Annotated in this window: 15 protein-coding genes and 1 tRNA gene; 10 read left to right on the top strand and 6 right to left on the bottom strand. The window is 72.0% G+C overall.

Translation table 11 applies throughout. The features are described 5' to 3' along the window. The first annotated feature begins 136 nt into the window (after positions 1–136). The 3 genes from ACIQRW_RS38280 (at position 137) to ACIQRW_RS38270 (ending at position 2861) form a co-directional block, all read left to right on the top strand. On the top strand, positions 137–712 hold the full coding sequence (locus tag ACIQRW_RS38280; RefSeq protein ID WP_403769982.1) for a TerD family protein: 576 nt from the start codon (positions 137–139) through the stop codon (positions 710–712). Positions 713–845: 133 nt separating this feature from the next. Next, entirely contained in the window at positions 846–1997 is a 1152-nt protein-coding gene (locus tag ACIQRW_RS38275; RefSeq protein WP_403769980.1) for a DUF475 domain-containing protein, read from the top strand. 129 nt (positions 1998–2126) lie between these two features. Further along, on the top strand, positions 2127–2861 hold the full coding sequence (locus tag ACIQRW_RS38270; RefSeq protein WP_403769978.1) for a Tellurium resistance: 735 nt from the start codon (positions 2127–2129) through the stop codon (positions 2859–2861). Positions 2862–2987: 126 nt separating this feature from the next. Here the strand turns inward: ACIQRW_RS38270 and ACIQRW_RS38265 are convergent, their stop codons facing one another. Continuing rightward, entirely contained in the window at positions 2988–3872 is an 885-nt protein-coding gene (locus tag ACIQRW_RS38265; RefSeq protein ID WP_403769976.1) for a TerD family protein, read from the bottom strand. 221 nt (positions 3873–4093) lie between these two features. Between ACIQRW_RS38265 and ACIQRW_RS38260 the strand changes: the two genes are divergently transcribed. Genes ACIQRW_RS38260 through ACIQRW_RS38245 form a run of 4 tightly spaced genes read left to right on the top strand, consistent with a single transcriptional unit; the run spans position 4094 to position 9408 of the window. After that, a complete protein-coding gene (locus ACIQRW_RS38260) occupies positions 4094–5332 on the top strand; it encodes an HpcH/HpaI aldolase/citrate lyase family protein (protein WP_403769974.1) in 1239 nt (412 codons plus the stop codon). A 10-nt stretch (positions 5333–5342) separates the two neighbouring features. Further along, positions 5343–7889 (top strand): phosphoribosyltransferase, encoded by a 2547-nt coding sequence (locus ACIQRW_RS38255; protein WP_403769972.1) that lies wholly within the window; start codon positions 5343–5345, stop codon positions 7887–7889. Further along, positions 7886–8707 carry an HAD family hydrolase gene (locus tag ACIQRW_RS38250; protein WP_403769970.1) on the top strand — a complete coding sequence of 274 codons (822 nt, stop codon included), beginning with the start codon at positions 7886–7888 and terminating at the stop codon, positions 8705–8707. The genes ACIQRW_RS38255 and ACIQRW_RS38250 overlap by 4 nt, the downstream gene beginning before the upstream one ends. A 41-nt stretch (positions 8708–8748) precedes the next feature. Further along, a complete protein-coding gene (locus ACIQRW_RS38245; RefSeq protein ID WP_403769968.1) occupies positions 8749–9408 on the top strand; it encodes an O-methyltransferase in 660 nt (219 codons plus the stop codon). A 36-nt stretch (positions 9409–9444) separates the two neighbouring features. Here the strand turns inward: ACIQRW_RS38245 and ACIQRW_RS38240 are convergent, their stop codons facing one another. From ACIQRW_RS38240 to ACIQRW_RS38230, 3 genes are all read right to left on the bottom strand, one after another. Further along, complete coding sequence (locus ACIQRW_RS38240; protein WP_073741761.1) at positions 9445–9663, bottom strand: zinc ribbon domain-containing protein; 219 nt, start codon at positions 9661–9663, stop codon at positions 9445–9447. Positions 9664–9717: 54 nt separating this feature from the next. After that, the gene (locus tag ACIQRW_RS38235) at positions 9718–11163 is read right to left on the bottom strand and encodes a hypothetical protein (protein ID WP_403769966.1); all 1446 of its coding nucleotides are present in this window, start codon (positions 11161–11163) and stop codon (positions 9718–9720) included. 71 nt (positions 11164–11234) lie between these two features. Then, a complete protein-coding gene (locus ACIQRW_RS38230; protein ID WP_403769964.1) occupies positions 11235–12035 on the bottom strand; it encodes a DUF4097 family beta strand repeat-containing protein in 801 nt (266 codons plus the stop codon). A gap of 233 nt (positions 12036–12268) precedes the next feature. On the opposite strand from ACIQRW_RS38230, the gene ACIQRW_RS38225 reads away from it, so the two are divergent. Then, a tRNA-Val gene (locus tag ACIQRW_RS38225) sits at positions 12269–12343 on the top strand. Positions 12344–12403: 60 nt separating this feature from the next. On the opposite strand, the gene ACIQRW_RS38220 is transcribed toward ACIQRW_RS38225, so the two are convergent. Further along, positions 12404–12871, bottom strand: a complete 468-nt coding sequence (locus tag ACIQRW_RS38220; RefSeq protein WP_403769962.1) for a nuclear transport factor 2 family protein — start codon at positions 12869–12871, stop codon at positions 12404–12406. A 314-nt stretch (positions 12872–13185) separates the two neighbouring features. Here ACIQRW_RS38220 and ACIQRW_RS38215 point away from each other — a divergent pair, with 314 nt between their 5' ends. Together ACIQRW_RS38215 and ACIQRW_RS38210 are read left to right on the top strand one after the other, a co-directional pair. Next, positions 13186–13854, top strand: a complete 669-nt coding sequence (locus ACIQRW_RS38215; protein WP_403769960.1) for a GNAT family N-acetyltransferase — start codon at positions 13186–13188, stop codon at positions 13852–13854. 55 nt (positions 13855–13909) lie between these two features. Beyond that, positions 13910–14770, top strand: a complete 861-nt coding sequence (locus ACIQRW_RS38210; RefSeq protein WP_403769958.1) for an inositol monophosphatase family protein — start codon at positions 13910–13912, stop codon at positions 14768–14770. 50 nt (positions 14771–14820) lie between these two features. On the opposite strand, the gene ACIQRW_RS38205 is transcribed toward ACIQRW_RS38210, so the two are convergent. Beyond that, the gene (locus ACIQRW_RS38205) at positions 14821–15444 is read right to left on the bottom strand and encodes a histidine phosphatase family protein (RefSeq protein WP_403769956.1); all 624 of its coding nucleotides are present in this window, start codon (positions 15442–15444) and stop codon (positions 14821–14823) included. Positions 15445–15640: the final 196 nt, after the last annotated feature.

The following is a 15640-nucleotide window of genomic DNA, read 5'->3' as shown; positions in this document are numbered from 1 at the left end:
CCCCAACCCCCCCCCCCCCCCCGGGCGCGGGCCGCGCCGCGCCCCCCCCCCCCCCCCCCGCCGCCCCCCCCCCCCCCCCCCCCCCCCCCCCCCCCCCCCCCCCGGCAGCGTTTTACACGACTCGGGGAGGACACACATGGGCGTTACGCTCGCCAAGGGAGGCAATGTCTCCCTCTCCAAGGTCGCACCCAACCTCACCCAGGTGCTGGTCGGGCTCGGCTGGGACGCACGCTCCACCACAGGAGCCGCTTTCGACCTCGACGCCAGCGCACTGCTGTGCCAGTCGGGCCGCGTGCTCGGTGACGAGTGGTTCATCTTCTACAACAACCTCACGAGCCCCGACGGCTCCGTCGAGCACACCGGTGACAACCTCACCGGGGAGGGCGACGGCGACGACGAGTCCGTCATCGTCCGTCTCGACCAGGTTCCCGCCCACTGCGACAAGATCGTCTTCCCGGTCTCGATCCATGACGCGGACAACCGGGGCCAGGCGTTCGGCCAGGTCCGCAACGCCTTCATCCGTGTGGTGAACCAGGCCGACGGCCAGGAGCTGGCCCGCTACGACCTCAGCGAGGACGCCTCGACGGAGACCGCGATGATCTTCGGCGAGCTCTACCGGTACCACGGCGAGTGGAAATTCCGTGCCGTCGGCCAGGGGTACGCGTCCGGCCTGCGCGGCATCGCTCTAGACTTCGGCGTCGACGTTTCATAACGCCGCGCTCGGGCCTTTCGTTTGGATCATGCCGGACCCCGCCGACCCGGCACGATCCAAACGAAAGGCCCCAGGCGCCGGGGGAGCCCCGGCTCACCGGGGGAGACCCTTTACCAACACGATGAGGTAGCCAGTGGTTCTGAAAACCTTCGGCTGGTCGTTCGCGGTCACCGCGCTCGGCCTGGTCGCAGCGATTCTCTACGGGGGGTGGCAGGCATTCGGCATCGTCGCGATCCTGTCGGTCCTGGAGATTTCGCTGTCCTTCGACAACGCGGTGATCAACGCCGGAATCCTGAAGAAGATGAATGCCTTCTGGCAGAAGATCTTCCTCACCGTCGGCATCCTCATCGCCGTCTTCGGAATGCGGCTGGTGTTCCCCGTCGTGATCGTGGCCGTGAGCGCCCAGCTCGGGCCGATCGAGGCCATCGACCTGTCCTTCAACGACCCGGACAGGTACAAGGAACTGGTCACGGACGCCCATCCGTCGATCGCCGCCTTCGGTGGCATGTTCCTGTTGATGATCTTCCTCGACTTCATCTTCGACGAGGACCGTGACATCCACTGGCTGCGCTGGATCGAGCGTCCGCTCGCCAAGCTCGGCAAGGTCGACATGCTGTCGGTCTGCGTCGCGCTGATCATCCTGCTCATCACCGCCACGACCTTCGCGACCCAGGCTCATCAGCATGGTGGCGGGCACGCCGACAAGGCGGCCACGGTCATGCTCTCCGGCATCGCCGGTCTGATCACCTACCTCGTCGTCGGCGGGCTCTCCGGATTCTTCGAGGGCAAGCTGGAAGAGGAGGAGGAGCGCGAGCACGAGGCCGAGGAAGAGGCCAAGAAGAAGGGCAAGCCCGTCACCGGGGTCGCCCTCGCCGGGAAGGCCGCGTTCTTCCTCTTCCTCTACCTGGAAGTCCTGGACGCCTCGTTCTCCTTCGACGGCGTCATCGGCGCCTTCGCCATCACCAACGAGATCGTGCTGATGGCCCTCGGGCTCGGCATCGGCGCCATGTACGTCCGTTCGCTCACCGTCTACCTGGTGCGCGAGGGCACGCTCGACGACTACGTCTACCTGGAACACGGCGCGCACTACGCGATCGGCGCGCTCTCGATCATCCTGCTGATCACCATCCAGTACCAGATCAACGAGTTCATCACCGGCTCGGTCGGCGTGATCCTGATCGCCCTCTCCTTCTGGTCCTCGGTCAGGCGCAACCGCGCCCTCGCCGCGGAGTCCGATGGGGGCGGCGGCTCGGGAAGCAAGTCCGAAGTGTCCTCAGGGGTGTGACCCGGTAAGGATTGAGGAACGCTCTCTGCGGGGCGGCCCACACGGCGACGGCTCTCCGGGATCTCCCGGACCCGGCCCGGTGGCCGCCCCGCAGCGATGTCCGGGCGCGCGGAACAGGTGGGGGTTGGTATGGGATTCTTCGACGGCCTGTGGCCGGGGCGCGCGGCGCAGTTCGACTCGGGCAACTCGACGTCGAGCGCGATCGTGCTGACCAAACGGAACGCCACGATCTCGCTCAACAAGCAGGGGGCCCTGTCGGGCAACCTCCGGGTCAACCTGTCCTGGCGGATGCGGACCTCGGACATCGAGGGCCGGTCGCGCCAGAGCGGCATGCTGCGGCGCCCCCTCCAGCTCTTCAAACCCGAGGTGGTCCAGGCGCACACCCAGGGCGTCGTCAACGTCGACCTGGACCTCGGCTGCATGTACGAGCTGATGGACGGCACCAAGGGCGTCGTGCAGCCGCTGGGCAGCCTGATCGGCGACCTCAACGGCCCGCCCTACGTCCGGCTCAGCGGCGACGACCGGTTCGGCGCACCCTCGGGGGAGACGGTCTACGTCAACCTCGACCAGCGCGACCAGATCAAGCGGCTGCTGTTCTTCGTCTACATCTACGACCGGACGCCCGCGTTCGACCGCACGCACGCCAAGATCACGCTGTACCCGGGCAACGGCCCGCGCATCGAGATCGAGCTGGACGAGCGCGCACCGCAGGCCCGCTCCTGCGCGGTGTTCACCGTCGAGAACATCAAGAACGAGCTGATCGTGCGGCGCGAAGTGAAGTTCGTGTACGGCTTTCAGTCGGAGCTGGACCGGCTGTACGGCTACGGCATGCAATGGGGGCGCGGCTACAAGTCCCGGACCTGAGCCCGGGCAGCCGTGAGGGCCCGAGGACGAACACGGGAAACAGGACGTACGCGGGAAACAGGACGTACGCGGGAATCAGGACGTACGCGGGAAACAGGACGTACGGGGGAATCGGATCGGGGCGGCTCAGGACCGGACGAACTGCGGACCTTGTGGAGGCAGCGCGAAATGGGGGTCGGGCGCGTGCGCGGCGGCTGCCGAGGGCTGCGGATAGCCGTACGCGGGCGGCTCGGCGGCAGGCTGCGGATAGCCGTACGCCGGCTGGTGGGCCACGGCGGCAGCGGGGTGCGCCACCGGCGGCGGATAGCCGTAGGAGGGCTGCTGGTGCTGGACCGTGGCCTGGGAGTCCGGTCCGGGCCCGGGCGGCACGGCCGGCAGTGGGGGCACGGCGGCCGGGAGGGGCCTCGCGCCCACCGGAGCGACCGGGTCCTGCGCCCCGTTCGCCGCCTGCGCCCCGTTCACGGCCTCCGATTCGTCCACCGAGATGCCGAAGGCGGTGGCCAGGCCGATCAGCCCGGTGGGATACCCCTGGCCGACCGCGCGGAACTTCCACCCCTCGCCGCGACGGTAGAGCTCGCCGCAGATGATCGCCGTCTCTTCCCCGGTCTCCGGCCGGACATCGAACACCGCCAGCGGCTCGCCCTCGGCGACCGCGGCGTCGAAGAGGAGTATCCGCAGGTCCAGGACCTGCTCGAAGGCGGCCCCGTCGGAAGAGGCCGCGATGACCACCTGGTCCACCGACGCGTCGAGCGCTCCGAGGTCCGCCTCGACCGTGTCCGTCAGCCCTTCCGGGACGCTGCGCTTCGGCAGCCGCCGGACCAGGCCGGAGGGGTGCCGGGGCTGGTTGTAGAAGACGAAGTCCTCGTCGGACCGCACCCGGCCGGACGCACCGAGGAGCAGGGCGGAGGCGTCCACGTCGGGAACCCCGGCGCCCGGGGTCCAGCGCAGCACGGCCCGGACGGCCGCGGCATCGACGGGGACGTTCGAGCCCTTCAGCATCGTGTGCGTCATGACGGTCATCCTGCCTGCTGGGGGCCCGCGCGGACAACGCGGGGGGCGGCACGACCCTGCCCGGCTGCGGCGCGGGCAGGGCGTGAAGATACTGCGAAAGGGGGCCGGACAAGGGGCGGGTAACCGGAAATTCATGTACATGGGGAACTGTTGACACCCGTCCGTACGTACTATTACCGGCCATGCGTTGCTCGGCCGGTCAGGCAGTTCGGGGGAAAATCATGCGTCACTTCGGGCATATATCGCCCACTGCCCGCGAGGGTTTGTTCTTCAGAGAGCCCTGCACGTTCACCGCGGACTCCCCGGCACGGATGCTCTCCGTCGCCCTGGGGGCCACGCTCTACTCCCCGGCGACCCGGCCGTCGCTCGCCGACGACGTGCTCAAGCAGGCCGCGCGCGGCGTCGTCTCCATGGTGCTGTGCCTGGAGGACTCCATCGACGATGCCGAGGTCACCGGCGCCGAAGCCAATCTGATCAGGCAGTTTGCCGAGCTGGCCGCCCGCGACGCGGCAGCGGGGACCCAGGACACGGCTTCGGGGACCGCCCCGCGGGACCCGCGTGAGACCACGGGCGCGGTGGCCGCCGACGTACCGCTGCTCTTCATCCGCGTACGGGAACCGGCTCAGATCACCGACCTGGTGCGGCGCCTCGGCGCCTCGGTCCGGATGTTGTCCGGTTTCGTACTTCCCAAATTCACCGAAGAGCGTGGCAGGCAGTTCCTGGAGGCGCTCGGCGAGGCCGAGTCGGGGTGCGGACGACGCCTCTTCGCGATGCCGGTCCTCGAATCCCCCGAGTTGCTCCATCTGGAGACGCGCGGCGAAATCCTCCAGGGCATCGCCCGCAGCGTCGAGAAGCACCGGGACCGGGTGCTCGCCCTGCGGCTCGGCGTCACCGACTTCTGCTCGGCCTACGGACTGCGCCGCGCACCCGACATGACGGCGTACGACGTCCATATCGTCGCCTCCGTGATCGCCGACGTGGTCAACGTGCTCGGCCGGGCCGACGGTACCGGCTTCACGATCACCGGACCGGTCTGGGAGTACTTCCGCCGCCAGGAGCGCATGTTCAAGCCCCAGCTGCGCCGCAGCCCCTTCCTGGAGGGCCGGGCCGAGGAACTGCGCACGGCCCTCATCGAGCACGACCTCGACGGACTGCTCCGGGAGATCGAGCTCGACCGCGCCAACGGACTGCTCGGCAAGACCTGCATCCACCCGTCGCACGTGGCGCCGGTCCACGCACTGTCCGTGGTCAGCCACGAGGAGTACACCGACGCCCAGGACATCCTGAGCCCGGAGCGCGAGGGCGGCGGGGTGCTCCGCTCGGCGTACACGAACAAGATGAACGAAGTGAAGCCCCACCGGGCCTGGGCCGAGCGCACGCTCCAGCGGGCCGAGGTCTTCGGGGTGGCGAAGGAAGACGTCGGCTTCGTGGACCTGCTGGCCGCCGGCCTGACGAACTGAGCGCGCGTCGATGAGCGAGCGCGCGACGAGAGAAGAGACCGTGGACGTGGTGTGGTCGGGCAACTGGGTGGCGGAGCGACTGGGCGTCGCCCTCGAAGGCGACGGAGAGCTCCGGGAACTGCTGGGCCTGGCCCTGCGCCGCAACCCCAAGCGGGCGCATCTGCTGGTGTCCAACGTGCTGGGCAAGCATGTGCCCCAGCGGCCCTCCGTCGTCCACGGGGCCGGGTTCGAGCTGGGTGAACGGGTACGGGCGCTCCTCGGCGCACAGGAGGCCCGCCGCGCGGTGGTCCTCGGGTACGCGGAGACGGCCACCGGCCTCGGCCACGCCGTCGCGGACGGCCTGCGGGACGCCCCGTACCTGCACTCCACCCGGCGACCGGTGCCGGGCGTCGAGCAGGCGGGCGGCTTCGAGGAGGCCCACTCGCACGCCACCTCCCACCTGCTGCTGCCGGAGGACCGCGACCTGCTGGCGGGCGGTGGGAGGGGGGCCGACGCCTCCGTGCTGGTACTGGTCGACGACGAGTTCTCCACCGGCAACACGGTCCTGAACACCATCCGCGCGCTGCACGCCCTGCACCCGCGCGAGCGGTACGTCATCGTCGCCCTGGTCGACATGCGCTCGGCCGACGACCGCGACCGGCTGACCGCCTTCGCCGCCGAGATCGGCGCCCGCGTCGACCTGGTGACGCGGGCGACCGGAACGGTCGCCCTGCCGGACGGCGTGCTGGAACGCGGCCAGGCCCTGGTCGCGGCCCAGGAAACGGAACAGGCGGAACGGGCGGCACGGGCCGGGCGGACTGAGGGGCCCGCAGGGGCTGCCGAAGGTGCGGACACCGCCCCCGTCACCCGGGTCGACCTCGACTGGCCGGCCGCCGTGCCCGACGGAGGACGGCACGGCTTCACCCCCGCCCACCGGGCGGCGCTGGAAGCGGCGCTCCCGGGCATGGCGGACCGGATCGCGGCCACACTGGGTGACCACACCGGCCCCCGCCCCCGCCGGATCCTGGTGCTCGGCTTCGAGGAGCTGATGTACGCCCCGCTGCGCCTCGGCACCGCCCTGGAAGCCGCGCTGGGAACCGACGCCGAGGTCCGCTACTCCACCACCACCCGCTCACCCGTCCTGGCCGTCGACGACCCCGGCTACGCGATACGCACCCGCCTCGTCTTCCCGGCCCACGACGACCCCGCGGACGGCCCCGGCGACCGGTACGCGTACAACGTGGCCGGCGCCGGCTTCGACGCGGTGGTCGCCGTCGTCGACTCCACCGCCGACACCCCCGAACTGCACGCCCCCGACGGGCTGTTGGCCCGGCTCGCCGAGCACACCGGCCACGTACTCCTCGCGGTCGTCCCCTCGTACACCCCCGCCCCCGTTCCCCACCGGCAGGAGCCCGCCGTGCTGCCCGAGCCCCTCCGAGGCCCCGACTTCTCCAGTTACGCGGCCGAGGACGTCGGCTGGCTGCTCCAGGACCTCTCGGACACCGAACTGGAAGCGCCCACCGAGGAGCGCGAGGAGGCGATCCAGAGCGGCGGCGCCCACTACGCGGAGTCGCTGCCCGTCGAGTACCAGCCGAGCGCCGCCTACCAGGCCCTGTTCACCGCCGCCCTGGAGACCTCCGCAGCGCGCATCGCCCGCGCGGTCGGCACCGTGACCGAGACGGTCCTCGCCGAACGCGGCCCCCGCCCCGTGCTCGTCTCGCTCGCCCGCGCCGGAACCCCGGTCGGCGTGCTGATGCGCCGCTGGGCCCAGCACCGGCACGGCCTGGACCTGCCGCACTACGCCATCTCCATCGTCCGGGGCCGGGGCATCGACGCCACCGCCCTGCGCTGGCTGGCCGCCCATCACGACCCGGCCGACGTGGTGTTCGTCGACGGCTGGACCGGGAAGGGCGCGATCACCCGCGAACTGGCCGCGGCCATCACCGAGTTCGAGACCTCGGGCGGACCCGCCGGCTTCGACCCGGAGATCTCGGTGCTCGCCGACCCGGGCGGCTGCGTGCGGACGTACGGCACCCGCGAGGACTTCCTCATCCCCTCGGCCTGCCTCAACTCCACGGTATCCGGACTCATTTCCCGTACGGTGCTCCGCGCCGACCTGGTCGGCCCCGACGACTTCCACGGCGGGAAGTTCTACCGGGAGCTGGCGGACTCCGACGTCTCGGGACTCTTCCTCGACACGATCGCCGCCCGCTTCGACGAGGTGGCGGGCCAGGTCGAGGCCGAGGCCAAGGAACTCCTCGCCGCCGACCGCGCCCCGACCTGGGAGGGCTGGGCGGCCGTCGAGCGGATCAGCGAGGAGTACGGCATCCACGACGTCAACCTGGTCAAGCCGGGTGTCGGCGAGACCACCCGGGTCCTGCTCCGCCGGGTCCCCTGGAAGATCCTCGCGAAGCGCGGCGCGGGCGCGGACCTGGAGCACATCCGGCTGCTCGCCGAACAGCGCGGCGTCCCGGTCGAGGAGGTCGACGACCTCCCGTACAGCTGTGTCGGTCTGATCCACCCCCGGTTCACGCGCGGCGCGACGGGCGCGGACGGCAAGGCGGTGCAGGGCGCATGAGCGCGACTTCACCGGCCACCCTGGTGGCGAGCGACCTCGACCGCACGCTGATCTACTCGGCGGCCTCGCTCGACCTGTCGATGCCGGACGCGGAGGCCCCCCGGCTGCTGTGCGTCGAGGTGTACGGCCACAAGCCCCTCTCGTACCTGACCGAGACGGCCGCCGCCCTCCTCACCGAGGTGGCGACCTCCACCGTCTTCGTCCCGACGACCACCCGCACCCGCGAGCAGTACGGGCGCATCCACTTCCCCGGCCCCGCCCCCCGGTACGCGATCTGCGCCAACGGCGGCCACATCCTGGTCGACGGCGTCTCCGACCACGACTGGCAGCAGCGGGTGGAGGCCCGCATCGCGGAGGAGTGCGCCCCGCTCACCGAGATCCGCGCCCACCTCGCCACCACCGCCGACCCGGCCTGGCTCCTCAAGGAACGGGTCGCCGAGAACCTCTTCGCCTACCTCGTCGTCGAACGCTCCCTGCTGCCCGAAAAATGGGTGAAGGAACTGGCCGCCTGGGCCGGGCCGCTCGGCTGGACGGTCTCCCTCCAGGGCCGCAAGATCTACGTGGTCCCTGCACCGCTCACCAAGAGCGCAGCGATGCGCGAGGTCGCCCGCCGCACCGGCGCCACGCGCACGCTCGCCGCCGGGGACTCCCTCCTCGACGCGGACCTGCTGCTCGCCGCCGACCTCGGCTGGCGCCCCGGCCACGGCGAACTCGCCGACGAGGGCTGGCGGGCCCCGCACGTGGTGGCCCTGGAAGAGCGGGGAGGGGCGGCGGGCGAGGAGATCCTGCGCCGCTTCCTGGCGGCTGCGGCTGTCTGAGTTCCCCTGCGGGCGGGCGCGGGTTGCGCGAGGCTGGGGGCATGACCAAGGGCAACGACACCACGATCACCGACGAGCTGTACGCGTACATGCTGGCCCACAACCCGCCGCTGGACCCGGTCCAGCGGGAACTGGTGGACACCACGTACGCACGGTTCCCCGACCACGCGGGCATGCAGTCGGCCGAGGAACAGGCCCCGCTGCTCGCCTTCCTTGTCCGGCTCGTCGGCGCCCGGCATGTGGTGGAGGTCGGCACGTTCACCGGCTTCAGCGCCCTGGCGATGGCCCAGGCACTGCCCGCCGACGGCACGCTGATCGCCTGCGACATCTCGGAGGAGTGGACGGCGTACGGCCGTGAGGCCTGGGCGAAGGCGGGCGTCGCGGACCGGATCGACCTGCGCATCGCCCCGGCCCTGGACACCCTGCGCGCGATGCCCGCCGAGCCGCACATCGACTTCGCCTACCTGGACGCGGACAAGGGCGGCTACATCGCGTACTGGGAGGAGCTGGTGCCCCGGATGCGACAGGGCGGGGTCATCGCCACGGACAACGTGCTCTTCCACGGCGGGGTCACGGACCCGGGGGCGACCGGTCCGGCGGCGGCGATCAAGGAGTTCAACGATCACGTGAGCGCCGACGACCGGATGGACAGCGTCCTGCTGACCGTGTCGGACGGCCTGACGCTGTCCCGCAAGAAGTAGGCCCCCGGCCGTCGCGGGGGCCTCTCCCGGCCGGGTTCAGCCGCAGCATCCGCCCCCGCAGCAACCCCCGCCCCCACCGCCGCCTGACGGCGCGGGAGCGGACCCGGCTCCACCGCCCACGGCCACGGCGGAGAGCAGCTTGACGGTGTCGTCGTGGCCTGCGGGGCAGGAGGCGGGGTCCGAGGACTGAGCCATGGGACGGCTGACTTCGAACGTGTCTCCGCAGGTGCGGCAGCGGAATTCATAGCGAGGCATGGGCTCAGGCTAGAGCCATCGCGGCCGGGGGGCTACGTCCCCCCGGCGGTCGCCTCAGGCGCCGGTGCCGCGTTCCTCGCGGATGTCGGAGACGACCCGGGCGGCGGTCTGCCGCACGGCCTCGGTCTCGGTCAGGAAGTGCCAGTAGTCGGGGTGGCGCCCCTCCAGACCGGCGATGGCGCGTTCCAGCCTGGCCACGGAGTCGTCCAGGGGCCGGGCGTGCCGGGGGTCGGGCGTGTGCCGGCCGGCCATGGCGAGGCGCTGGGCGTCCCGCACCGCGAACCGGGTCCGCTCGATCTCCTGCTGCGGGTCCTTCGACACGGCGTTCAACTGCTGCAACCGGTCCCCGGCGGCTGAGACCGCCTCGTCCGTGGCGTTGAGCAGGGCGCGGACCGTGGACAGCCGGGACGTGGCGTCCGCCCAGCGCTGCTCGTCGCGCGCCTTCGCCGCCTCCGCGAGCTTGTCCTCGGCCTGCCGGACGTTGACGGCGGCCTGTTCCGGAACGGGCTGGAGGTCCTGCCAGCAGGCGGCCGAGAAACGCCGCCGCAACTCGCTGAGCACCGGCTCCACCGAGCCCGCCCGTGTGGTCAGGGCCTGGGCGCGGGTCCGCAGCGAGACGAGCCTGCGGTCGATCTCGGCGGCCCGCTCGGGCAGCCGCTCCGCCTCGGTGCGCACGGCCTCGGCATCGCGCAGCACCGCGTCGGCCCGCTGAAGGGTCTCCGCGACGCCGTGCTTTCCCGCGCCCTGGTTCAGCTTGGTCAGCTCCGGGGCGAGAGCGGCGAGCCGGGCGGCCAGCTCGTCGGCCCGCAGTCCCGAGGCCCGGGCCCCGTCGAGCGCGTTGCTCGCGCCCAGGAGCGCCTGCCGGGCCCGCTCGACGGCCGGGGCGAGCCGGGCGAGCTGCGTCTCCGCGCTGCCCAGCAGAGCCCCGAGTCCCTGGGTGAAGCGATCCAGCTCCCCCTTGACCCGTACGAGGTCGTCCTTGGCCCGGGTCAGCTCGGTGCGGGCCCGGGAGGCGACGGCGGGTTCCAGATCGTCCCGGTCCAGGTCGTGGCTGTCGACGGCGGTGATGTAGGTGTGACTGACCTCGTCGATGCGCCGGCCGAGCGCGGCGAAGTCCTCGGATGCCTTGCGGCCGCGCGAGGAGCTGTCCACGGCGTTGATGGTCTCGATGGAGATCCTGAGATCACGCTGGGCGCTGTCCAGCTCGTAGAACGCCTCGGCGGCGGCGTCCTTCGCGGCCTGAGCCTCGGCCCGCTCGTTCTCCCCGCGCCCGCCGAACCACCGGCGCGTACCACCACCGGCGAAGGCGGCGGGCAGCGCGGCGAGCACGAGGGGCACGGGCAGGAGCATCAGCGCCAGGACATCCCGGCCGCCGGAGCCGCCCCGCCCGCCGGGCCTCCGCGACCTGCCGGGGGCGTGCTGCCCCGGTCGGCCCTGGCCACTCTGGACGGCGGAACCTCCACCCGCTCCTGCCTCCGGCCGCGCGTGTGTCGCCGTCACATCCCTCTCCCGTGCCGATTCGCCCTGCCCGGTACATTCTCCCACCAGGTAAGGACGAACACACGGGTCGGTTAGTTCGCGCTTCGCACAGTGACTTGGCCGTTGTCGCTGCGCGCTTTCACCACATGGGCGCTGTCGCCGCCGCGCGGCACCCCGATCGAGACGTCCCCGTTGTCGGCGGAAGCGTTCACCGCGTACCTCTGGCCGCCCGGCGGCAGGTCGATGGTGATCCCCCCGTTGTCGCTCACGGTGTCCACGAGGTCGGGCACGGAGCTGAAGCCCAGCCGGATCTCCCCGTTGTCGGCGCGGGCGACCACGGAGGAGGCGGATATCCGGTCCGCCCGGATCTCCCCGTTGTCGCTCTTCAGCTTCAGTGCGCCGCGGGCGTCCCGGACGTTGATCTCCCCGTTGTCCGACGAGAGGTCCAGCGCGCGGTCGAAGCCGGTGGCGCTGATCGTGCCGTTGTCCGACGAGGCCGTCACAGCGACCCCGCGCGGCACCTTCACCCGGTGCCGGGCCTCGCAGTTGTTGATCAGCGCGTCACACTTCACCCGGAGCGTGAGGGTGTCGCCCTCCATGGTCCAGACAGGGTCGGGGCCGCTTCCCAGCACCACCCACCCGTCGACCTGCCGCTCCACCTCGACCTGCTCCACGTCGGCCGGCACGAGGTCCACGGTCGCGTTCTCGGAGTCGATGGTCAGGGTCTTCCCCTCCAGCGCGAACGACTTGCGCTCCACAGGGGCGCCGTCGACGTCCGTGCTCCCGCACCCGGTGAGAGCCAGGACCAGCAACGTGACCCCACCCCCCAGAGCGAGGGCCCGCCCCGGCGCCCCACGGAGCGTGCGGGTCGCTGCGCTCTTCACGATGTCCACGGTGATCGTTCCCCCAGTGCGTGCTGCCGGACGGTGCCGCACCGGACGTCGCTGCCGGTGCACTCAAACCGTATGCACCGACGCCCCCCGGCGGGATCCGGACGGCTACCGTCTCTTGGTGGGGTTATCCCCCGCACCGGCCGTGGCCCCGGCCCCCGTGAAGGCGGCCCGGTCCCGTCCCGACCGGTTTATGAGCAGGGGCGCCCGTCCATGTACGCTGTTGCCTCATCCACGGGTGCGTAGCTCAGGGGTAGAGCGCTGCTCTTACAAAGCAGATGTCGGCGGTTCGAAACCGTCCGCGCCCACCAGTACGAAGGCCCCCGACCGATCATGGTCGGGGGCCTTCGGCGTCTCCCTCACGTCCACGATCAACGCGCGCGGTCGCTCACCGCCTCCGCGATCGACAGGCTGTTCTCGTAGAGGTGGTGCCGGGTGATCCGGCCGTTCTCCACGGTGAGGCGGAGCGCGAACGGTCCCTCGAAGGATCTGCCCGTCGCCCGTACGGTCCCCGACACGTGCCCCGTCAGGACGGCGTCGGTGCCGTCGACGAGGAAGGCGTCGACGGAGGCGCGTGCGTCCTCGGGGACGGTGTGTTCCATCAACTCCGTGAACTGGGCCGCGCATTCGGCGGCCGTGGACCGGGGGCGGATCCACGGCACGGTCGGGTTCTCGGCGAGCAGCCAGTCGACCTCGTCGGCGAAGAGCGCCGTGAGCCGCGCGGTGTCTCCGGCCAGCCGGGCGGCGAGGAACTCCTGGACCACGGCCCGGGTCGTATCGGCGGCGGAAGGCGCCGCGCCGGCCGGGCTTGCCGTGGGCGTGGGGGACGTGACGGACATGGGGACACTCTCCTCGCTGCGGGGGCGGGGCCTGTCAGGGCTTCCCGTCGATGGGTCCGATCCTGCCGGGTCGGGCGGACGCGGTCGATTACGCCGGAGGTAATGCCGGAAGCGATGAGGGGGGCGCCAGCGTCGGGGCGTCGCCTTGGGCGCGGGGCACCTGGACGTCTGCCGCGCGACGGACCGGCCTACCCTGGGCCGGTGCGCCGCGAGAGCTGCGGATGAACGTTTCGTCGTGCAACGGCCCCGTGTGGTGACGCAGGCTGCGGCGATACGGAGGGTCGACCGAACGACGAGGTACGAGGGGGCAGTTCATGGGGCAGACGCTGGCCGAGATCCTGGACGGGGCGGCGCACGGGCGGTTTCCGGAGACCGACGGGAGGACGACCGTGGTCGCCGCGCCGAGTGGCCGCGACACGGGGGTGATCGCCTTCACCGCGCACTCCGTCGTGTTCACCGATGAGGACCCCGAGTGGGTCCATGCGACGCTGGCCGCCCTGGAATGCGATGCGCTGGCCGCCACGATGCACCCCCGCTTCCTGACGGCCTTCCTGGAGCGCACCGGGCGGGTCACCGACACGATCGACCTCCTGACCGTGGCGGCCTCGCTGCCCGGTGAACCCGCGCTGGAGCTGCGGGAGGTCACCGATCCCGTACACCCGCGGGTGATGAGTGCCCGTCGGCGCCGGGACGGGGTGCGGATGTGGGAGGTCGACGGGGGAGTGCTGGTGCTCGGGCGCGGGGTGGCGGGGCGGTGGGAGGTCGCCGTCGAACTGGACGAGGACGCCCGGCACCGGGGCCTCGGCCGCGCCCTCGCCACCGCCGCACGGCACCTCGTACCCCCGGGTGAACCGCTCTGGTCGCAGCAGGCCGCGGGCAACGCGCGCAGCATCCGGGCGTTCCAGGCCGCCGGATTCCGCCCGGTCGGCTCGGAGGCGTTGCTGTTCGGCCGCGGTCAGGGGCAGAACGCCGGGGGAGCGTGAGGGCTGTGCCGGATTCCCCGTACGGCGGCCGCGGCCTCCCGCTACGCTGCTCGCCATGATCGACTCACCCGCGAGCCCGACGGACACCGAGGTGGCGGCGGCCGCGGCCCTGGCCGGGGCGGAGGTCGTGCGCGCCCGTTACGGGCGGCGGCACTCCCGTATCGACAAGGGCGCCGGGGACTTCGCCACCGACGCCGATGTGGCGGCCGAGGAGGCGATCCTCGACATCATCCGTACCGCCCGGCCCGGGGACGCGGTGCACGGCGAGGAGGGCGGTCGGCGAGGCGCGGTCGACGCGGTGCGCGAGTGGTTGGTGGATCCCTTGTGCGGGACGCTCAACTACGCCACCGGCTCCCAACTGGTCGCCGTCAACGTGGCGCTGCGCAACGGCCCGGCCGCGGTGGCCGATCCGTTCAGCGGCGAGCTCTTCCTGACCGATGGCGAGACCGCATGGGGCCGTTACGGTGCGTACGGGGACGCGGATGAGCACGCCTCCGGCCCCGTTGCGGGTCGACGGCCGCTCGGCGGGGAGCAGTTGGCGCCGACGGCGGACACCCGGCTGGTGGACGTGAACCTCGATCCGCCCTTCCCCGGCGCGCCCGCCTTCCGGGCCGTGGACCTGCTCGCCCACCCCGGGTTCGTCGAACGCTTCCGCCCCCGCGTCGTCTCCACGACGCTCGCCCTGGCCTGGGTCGCGGCCGGTCGGAGGGCCGCCTATGTCACCGACGGCGGCGACCTGAGCGGGAGCGTGCACTTCGCCGCCGGGATCGCCCTGTGCCGGGCCGCCGGCTGCGTCGTCACCGGGATCGACGGTGCTCCCGTCGGGCCGGAGGGCCGTGGCCTCGTCGTGGCCGCGGACGCCGGAACGCACGGGCTGCTGATGTCGTTGATCCGCGGTCGCGGGCGGAGGGCCTGAGCCACACCGCCTGCGCCGAGCCGGGGGTGTGCCCGCCGCGCCGCGTCCCCTCAGACGTGCAGCTCGGGCGGGAAGTCGGTCCAGCGGAGTTCGGCGGGCAGGTGGCCGGTGTCGTTGAACAGGAGGAGGGCCGGGGGGCGGCCGGGCGCGTAACGGATGACGGTCAGGGCGGCGTTGGCGTGGTTGATGCCCAGCCAGCGCCACTCCGGGGCGTCCAGGGCGGCCCGGACGAGCCAGCCGACGAGGAAGTTGTGGGTCACGAGGAGTTCGTGGCGGGGCTCGTCGCCCTCGACCGTTCCCGTGAACCGCGCGAGAGCCTGCCGGGCCAGCCCGGGCCCCTGCTCGCGCTCGGCCGCCGGGAACCCGGCCAGCCGGGCGAGCGTCTCGTCGGCCGAATCCGCCGGCAGCTCCTCCCGGCGCGGCAGGTACGGGATGTAGTCGCCGGCCGGCTCGGACCGCAGCAGAGGAACTCCCGCCAGCCGCTCGCCGACCAGCCGCGCCGTCTGCTCGGCGCGCGGGAGCGGGCCGTGGTGGATCGCCGTGATCGGGGCCCCGCGGAGCCGCTCCCCTAGCAGGGCGGCCTGACGGCGGCCGTCGTCGGTCAGCGTGCTCTCGTCGGCGGAGGCCTGACCGTGCCGGGTGAGGTACAGGTAGCGGGCAGCCGTTGCCGTCATGGGCGGGTCCTCCGTCGCGGTTCACGGTCGTACGAACGTCCGCGGAGACGCCGGCCCGCGCTCGGGCGGTTCCGCCTAGGGCGTGTTTCGAAAGTAGCGCTGTCCGCCCGGAGGGCGGGCTCGGCGGCGTCTGGTGCGTGCGATCGCAAGGCGGAGGGTCGCCCCGATACTGGATGTATCGGGGTGATCCCGACAA

It is taken from the genome of Streptomyces sp. NPDC091287 (assembly GCF_044768525.1).
Taxonomy (GTDB): Bacteria; Actinomycetota; Actinomycetes; order Streptomycetales; family Streptomycetaceae; genus Streptomyces.
The sequence above is the reverse complement of the archived record's forward strand: the minus strand, read 5'-3'. Positions and strand labels throughout refer to the sequence as shown.

Coding starts and splice junctions, on each gene's coding strand:
- ACIQRW_RS38210 (WP_403769958.1), top strand. CDS start 13,910: ATGATCGACTCACCCGCGAGCCCGACGGACACCGAGGTGGCGGCGGCC.
- ACIQRW_RS38240 (WP_073741761.1), bottom strand. CDS start 9,663: ATGCCTCGCTATGAATTCCGCTGCCGCACCTGCGGAGACACGTTCGAA.
- ACIQRW_RS38260 (WP_403769974.1), top strand. CDS start 4,094: ATGCGTCACTTCGGGCATATATCGCCCACTGCCCGCGAGGGTTTGTTC.
- ACIQRW_RS38220 (WP_403769962.1), bottom strand. CDS start 12,871: ATGTCCGTCACGTCCCCCACGCCCACGGCAAGCCCGGCCGGCGCGGCG.
- ACIQRW_RS38280 (WP_403769982.1), top strand. CDS start 137: ATGGGCGTTACGCTCGCCAAGGGAGGCAATGTCTCCCTCTCCAAGGTC.
- ACIQRW_RS38255 (WP_403769972.1), top strand. CDS start 5,343: ATGAGCGAGCGCGCGACGAGAGAAGAGACCGTGGACGTGGTGTGGTCG.
- ACIQRW_RS38245 (WP_403769968.1), top strand. CDS start 8,749: ATGACCAAGGGCAACGACACCACGATCACCGACGAGCTGTACGCGTAC.
- ACIQRW_RS38270 (WP_403769978.1), top strand. CDS start 2,127: ATGGGATTCTTCGACGGCCTGTGGCCGGGGCGCGCGGCGCAGTTCGAC.
- ACIQRW_RS38265 (WP_403769976.1), bottom strand. CDS start 3,872: ATGACGCACACGATGCTGAAGGGCTCGAACGTCCCCGTCGATGCCGCG.
- ACIQRW_RS38250 (WP_403769970.1), top strand. CDS start 7,886: ATGAGCGCGACTTCACCGGCCACCCTGGTGGCGAGCGACCTCGACCGC.
- ACIQRW_RS38215 (WP_403769960.1), top strand. CDS start 13,186: ATGGGGCAGACGCTGGCCGAGATCCTGGACGGGGCGGCGCACGGGCGG.
- ACIQRW_RS38205 (WP_403769956.1), bottom strand. CDS start 15,444: ATGACGGCAACGGCTGCCCGCTACCTGTACCTCACCCGGCACGGTCAG.